The 5,753-nt window shown below is 65.8% G+C and carries 5 protein-coding genes and 2 pseudogenes; 6 read left to right on the plus strand and 1 reads right to left on the minus strand.

What is annotated here, in order from left to right:
• The 4 genes and pseudogenes from WA702_RS25135 to WA702_RS25150 form a co-directional block, all read left to right on the plus strand.
• Nucleotides 1-396 (plus strand): annotated as a pseudogene (locus WA702_RS25135) (sorbosone dehydrogenase family protein); the annotation flags it as partial.
• Between the two features lie 244 nt (nt 397-640).
• Nucleotides 641-1,609 (plus strand): LysR family transcriptional regulator, encoded by a 969-nt coding sequence (locus WA702_RS25140; protein WP_425113247.1) that lies wholly within the window; start codon nt 641-643, stop codon nt 1,607-1,609.
• Between the two features lie 98 nt (nt 1,610-1,707).
• Complete coding sequence (locus tag WA702_RS25145) at nt 1,708-2,418, plus strand: SDR family NAD(P)-dependent oxidoreductase (protein ID WP_425113248.1); 711 nt, start codon at nt 1,708-1,710, stop codon at nt 2,416-2,418.
• Between the two features lie 171 nt (nt 2,419-2,589).
• Nucleotides 2,590-3,762 carry a YbfB/YjiJ family MFS transporter gene (locus WA702_RS25150; RefSeq protein ID WP_425113249.1) on the plus strand — a complete coding sequence of 391 codons (1,173 nt, stop codon included), beginning with the start codon at nt 2,590-2,592 and terminating at the stop codon, nt 3,760-3,762.
• Between the two features lie 86 nt (nt 3,763-3,848).
• Here WA702_RS25150 and WA702_RS25155 read toward each other — a convergent pair whose 3' ends face one another.
• Complete coding sequence (locus tag WA702_RS25155) at nt 3,849-4,742, minus strand: LysR family transcriptional regulator (protein WP_425113250.1); 894 nt, start codon at nt 4,740-4,742, stop codon at nt 3,849-3,851.
• Nucleotides 4,743-4,978: 236 nt separating this feature from the next.
• Here WA702_RS25155 and WA702_RS25160 point away from each other — a divergent pair, with 236 nt between their 5' ends.
• Both WA702_RS25160 and WA702_RS25165 read left to right on the plus strand, forming a co-directional pair.
• Nucleotides 4,979-5,455: a formate dehydrogenase subunit gamma gene (locus tag WA702_RS25160; protein WP_425113251.1), complete on the plus strand. Its 477-nt coding sequence runs from the start codon at nt 4,979-4,981 to the stop codon at nt 5,453-5,455.
• Nucleotides 5,452-5,753: pseudogene (locus tag WA702_RS25165) on the plus strand (formate dehydrogenase); the annotation flags it as partial. The gene WA702_RS25160 and the pseudogene WA702_RS25165, both read left to right, overlap by 4 nt.

Genomic DNA, 5,753 nt, shown 5'->3' on the forward strand with positions numbered 1-5,753 from the left:
TATTGCTATTGGGGTAAGACGGTGGACGACCGCGTGCCGCAGGACCCGGCCATGGTGGCCAAGGCGCTGCAGCCGGACTACGCGCTCGGTGGCCACACCGCTTCGCTCGGCCTGTGCTGGCTGCCGGCAGGCCACCTGCCCGGCTTCCCCGACGGCATGGTGATCGGCCAGCACGGCTCGTGGAATCGCAGCAAGCTCAGCGGTTACAAGGTCGTGTTCATCCCGTTCGAAAACGGCAGGCCGGCAGGCCCGGCGCGCGATGTTCTCTCCGGCTTCCTCGCGCCCGACGAAAGCGTCTCCTACGGCCGCCCGGTCGGCGTTACGCTGGGTCCCGACGGTTCGCTGCTGGTCGCCGATGACGTCGGCAACTGCATCTGGCGCGTGAGCCCGGCGTAGCAAATGATGCGACCACAGCCCGCTTGAGCAAAGCGGTAGGCGGGATTCGGACGCGGATGTCGCCGCGCGCTTCGGGGCCACACTCTGCAATGACGATCTCGACACGAGGCGCCTCTGTCGTCGTTCCGGGCTCACCCCTCCGTGGGGCTCCGGAATGACAGCGGTTTGACGTTGAGAAATCAATCGGCTCAAGTAGACGCTTGACGCGCGACTGGTCCGCGCTCGCGTTCCGGAGACGATGCTGATGGATCGCATCGATGCCATGAAGGTGCTCGTGTCGGCGGTCGACGAGGGGAGCCTGGCCGGCGCGGGCCGGCGGCTGGGCCGCTCTGCGGCGGCGGTGAGCCGCGCCATCGCCTTTCTCGAAGCGCATGTCGGCACCGAGCTGTTGCACCGGACGACGCGTTCGCTGAAGCTCAGCGAGGCCGGCGAACGCTACGCGGCGGCCTGCCGGCGCGTGCTGACCGAGCTCGACGAGGCCGACATGGCGGCCGCCGGCGAGCGCACAGCCCCGCGCGGGACCTTGACGCTGACAGCGCCGGTCATCACCGGGGAAGACATCTTGCGGCCCGTGCTCGACGCGTTCATGAACGAGGTCCCGACGGTCACGGTGCGGCTGTTGCTGCTGGACCGGCCGGTCAACCTGATCGACGAAGGCATCGACGTCGCGCTGCGCATCGCGCACCTGGCCGATTCAAGTTTCGTCGCGCTCCGCCTCGGCGAGGTCCGCCGCGTGGTCGCGGCGGCGCCCGCCTATCTCGCGCGCAATCCCGTGATCAACGAGCCATCCGACCTGACGAAACACCGCATCATCGCGATGACGCATTTCGGCCAGGACTCCTGGAGCTTCCCGCCGCGCGACGGCTCCGCGGTGCCGCGGACGGTCCAGTTCACGCCGCGACTGGTGGTGAATACGGTGCGCGCGGCCGTGGCGTCGGCCGCCGAAGGCAACGGTGTGACACGGCTGTTCTCCTACCATCTCGGAGATGAAATCCGGAACAAGCGCGTCAGGATCCTGCTCGAACGGGACGAGTACCCGCCGCTGCCAGCGCATCTGTTGACACGGCAAGGCCGGCTTGCTGTCCCGAAGGTGCGCGCCTTCGTCGACTTCGCCGTGCCGCGGCTGAAGCGCTATTTCGAGCGGCTGTCGCGCGAGGCAAAGGACGGCGGCAAGTCCATTCGCTCGATTCGCGGAAGAGTGTCCGCCGACTGACGTGTCTTTGGATCTCCGGCAAACCTACCTACCTTCCGGACACCGCATCGTATGACGCCGACGTCGTTACGATTGCAACACCACAAGGGAGGCTCATCATGGGTTCGGAACAAAAGGTTGCCATCATCACCGGCGCGTCGCAGGGCATCGGCGAGGCGCTCGTGCGCGGCTTTCGCGATCGCGACTATCGCGTGGTGGCAAACTCACGTGCGATTGCGCCATCGTCCGATCCGGATGTGCTGGCGGTCGCCGGCGATGTCGCCGATCCCACCACGGCCAAACGCGTCGTGAGCCAGGCGCTGGCGCGGTTCGGGCGCATCGATACGCTGGTCAACAATGCCGGCATCTTCATCGCCAAGCCGTTCACCGACTACACCGATGAGGATTACGCAAAGATCCTCGGTATCAATGTCACGGGGTTCTTTCACCTGACCCAGCGCGTGGCGCGGCAGATGCTGAAGCAAGGATCCGGACACATCGTGCAGATCACGACCACGCTGGTCGAGCACGCCAACAGCAACGTGCCCTCGGTGCTCGCCTCGCTCACCAAAGGCGGGCTGAGCGCGGCGACCAAATCGCTCGCGATCGAATTTGCCGGCCGCGGCGTCCGCGTCAACGCGGTGTCGCCGGGCGTGATCAAGACGCCGATGCACGGGAGCGAGACGCACGACTTCCTCGCCAAGCTGCATCCGATGGGACGCATGGGCGAGACCAGCGACATCGTTGAGGCCGTGCTGTATCTCGAGCGCGCACCGTTCGTGACCGGCGAAATCCTCCATGTGGATGGCGGCCAGAGCGCTGGCCATTGATGACCCCGGGCGCCGGCTGACGCGCGGCGCCCGCTTACCTTGCCATCGCGTCCAGCGATGGCTCTCATCACGGCAAACCATTTTTCAGGCACGGTCCGGGCCGTTACTACCATGTCCATGTCGAGCTTTCGTCTCAACGATCATCATCGATCACACGCGCATCACAAGCGCGTGCGTGAGCCATTGTGGCTATACGCGCTGGCGGGCCTCTGTGCCTCGCTGGTCGGCCTCGGGCTTGCCCGCTTCGCCTACACGCCGCTGATCCCGGCCCTGATCGCGGCCAAATGGTTCGCGCCGTCGGACGCCGTCTATCTCGGCGCGGCCAATCTCGCCGGTTATCTCGGTGGCGCCCTGATCGCGCGTCGGCTGGCCGCACGGATCGGCGCCATCGCCAGCCTGCGCGTGATGATGCTGCTGGCCTCGCTGTGCTGCGTCGCCTGCGCGACACCGTTGTCATTCGCCTGGTTCTTCGGCTGGCGCGTGCTGGCCGGATTGACGGGCGGCGTGATCATGGTGCTCGCCGCCTCGACGATCCTGCCGCACACACCGGCTGACAAGAAAGGCCTGATCGGCGGCGTGATCTTTGCCGGCGTCGGATTAGGCATTGCCGCATCGGGCACGTTGGTGCCGCTGTTGCTGCGACAGGGATTAACTGAGACCTGGCTCGCACTGGGCGCATTATCGGCGCTGCTGACTTTGCTGAGCTGGCGCGCCTGGCCTGTCGAAGCGCGCAGCACGGAAGCGCTCGCCAATCATCAGCCGGCACAGCACACATCGTCCGCTCTGGTCACGATGCTGTGTGCGGAGTACGGGCTCAACGCCGTGGCGCTGGTGCCGCACATGGTATTCCTGGTCGACTACGTCGCGCGCGGGCTCGGACAAGGCATCGCGGCCGGATCGGCCTATTGGGTGCTGTATGGTCTCGGCGCGATCGTCGGCCCGCTGCTGACGGGACACCTCGCCGACCGTGCCGGCTTCGGCCCGGCCTTGCGTGCTGCGTTCCTGATCCAGGCTGTCGCGGTCGCCTTGCCGGCATTCAGCGCTGCACCGGCCGTGCTGATCGTCTCCAGCGTCGTCGTCGGCGCTTTCACGCCCGGCATCGTGCCGCTGGTGCTCGGCCGCATTCATGAGCTGATCCCTCACAGCAGCACCGACCAGCGCGCGGCATGGGCGCAGGCCACCACGAGCTTCGCACTGTTCCAAGCGCTGGGCGCGTACGGCCTCTCCTGGGGCTTCGCGCACAGCGGCGGCCATTATGGAATGCTGTTCGCGATCGGTGCGGCGGCGGCAGCCGGCGCACTGGCGATCGAGCTGGTGGCAGCTCTGCGTGGGCGGCGCGTGTGAGCCGCCGTGCCATAGCTTGCATGAGCGAAGCGACATGCAGGAAGCGAAATCCGGATGTCGCTGCGCTCGTCCGGCCTACGAAATCATCACACCTGCAGGCTTGGTGCGACCTCGCGCGCGATCTGTACCAGGGCTGCGATCAGCGGCGTCATCGGGTCGCGCTGCGGGATCACCATGCCGACGCTGTAATTGACGACGGGATCGACAATCGGGATCGAGCGCACCTTGTCGGGCAAGCCCAGCGTCTCGGCGAGCTTGGCCGGCATCACACTGGCCCAGCGCCCGGTCTTGACGTGGGTGTAGAGCACGAGCAGTGAGTTCGACGTCAATGTTGGCGTCGCCTCGCCGCCAACCGAACGCAGCGCGCGATCAATGATGCGGCGGTTCTGCATGTCCGAGGTCAAAAGGCACAGCGGCACCTGCGCGACCTCCGCCCACGTCACCTGATCGCGATCGCCGAACATCGCATCCGGCGCGGTCAACAGGCGATAGCTCTCATTGTAGAGCGGAATGGTGCGGACCTTGCCGAGCGGCTCGTTCTCCAGATAGGTCAGCCCGGCATCGACCTCGAGATTTTCCAACAGCCCGAGCACGTCCGCGGAGGTGCAGGACACAATGCGGAAGCTGACATCCGGATGCCGTGCGCGGAATGGCGTGGTCAGCGAGGCCACCATGCCGAGCACGGTCGGGATCGCCGCGATCCGCAACTCGCCCGATAGCTTGTCCTTGAGACTGTTGATCTCCTGCTTCATTGCGCGGTAATCGCCCACGATCCGCCGCGCCCAGTCCAGCGTGCGCTCGCCTTCCGGCGTAAAACCCTGGAAGCGTGAGCCGCGCTGCACCAGCACCACGCCGAGGATTTCCTCGAGCTGCTTGATGCTGGTCGACATCGTCGGCTGGGTCACGCCGCAGGTCTCCGCGGCGCGACCGAAGTGCCGCTCCTTGGCGAGCGCGAGCAAAAGTTCAAGCTTGTCGATCACGACAACGGCCTTCCGAGGATTGAGGGAATGAGCTCCGTCATTATCACGGCAACTGCGAAATAGGCATCGGTAAAAGACGCAGGCGCATGCAGGCGGACGCGAAAAACGCTGGTCCTGCCTCATTTTAGTCATCTCTCGATTGCGTTTCGCTATCGCAGCATGAGACAGCTTTATTGATATTTAGGGCAATTCCAATTGTTGTGAAAAATCTCACAACGCACCGATTGGAATTGCGGATGACGCCGGTCTACGAACCCTGGGAGGCGGCGCGCGGCGCCGCGATCATCTCCGAGCACGGCAAGGTCGAAGGGGCCACCCTGGTGATTCTGCACGCGCTCCAGGAGGCGTTTGGCTATGTGCCCGAAGCGGCGCTGCCGATGATCGCCTCCGAGCTCAACCTGTCGCGCGCCGAAGTCTACGGCGTCTTCACCTTCTACCATGATTTCCGTCACAAGCCGGCCGGCCGCCACGTGCTGAAGCTGTGCCGCGCCGAGGCCTGCCAGGCCGCCGGCGGCGATGCGCTGGCCGCACGCGCGGAAGCCAAGCTCGGCGTCAGCCTCGGCAACACCACGGCCGACGCGCGCGTTACCCTGGAGCCGATCTACTGCCTCGGCCTTTGTGCCACGGCCCCGTCCGCGACGCTCGACGGTCGACTGATCGGGCGTCTCGACGAGGCCCGTATCGATGCCTTGATCTCGGAGGCCCAGCGATGACCCTGCGTCTTTTTGTTCCCTGCGATGCCGCCGCGCTCTCGGTCGGCGCTGACGAAGTCGCCGAGGCGCTGCAGGCGACTGCCGCCGAGCGCGGCCTTGCGATCGAGATCGTACGGAACGGCTCGCGCGGCATGTGCTGGCTGGAGCCGCTGGTCGAGTTCGCCACGCCGGACGGTCGCGTCGCTTTCGGCCCGGTGACACCAGCCGATGTGCCTTCATTGCTTGACGCCATTGTCTGCAACGGCCCGCATGCGCTGCGGCTCGGCCCGACCGAAGAGATTCCGTGGCTGAAGCGGCA

This window comes from Bradyrhizobium sp. (assembly GCF_049798375.1).
Classification (GTDB): Bacteria; Pseudomonadota; Alphaproteobacteria; order Rhizobiales; family Xanthobacteraceae; genus Bradyrhizobium.

Excerpts from the sequence above, each read along its gene's own strand:
- WA702_RS25160 (WP_425113251.1), top strand. The coding sequence starts at position 4,979 with ATGACGCCGGTCTACGAACCCTGGGAGGCGGCGCGCGGCGCCGCGATC.
- WA702_RS25140 (WP_425113247.1), top strand. The coding sequence starts at position 641 with ATGGATCGCATCGATGCCATGAAGGTGCTCGTGTCGGCGGTCGACGAG.
- WA702_RS25145 (WP_425113248.1), top strand. The coding sequence starts at position 1,708 with ATGGGTTCGGAACAAAAGGTTGCCATCATCACCGGCGCGTCGCAGGGC.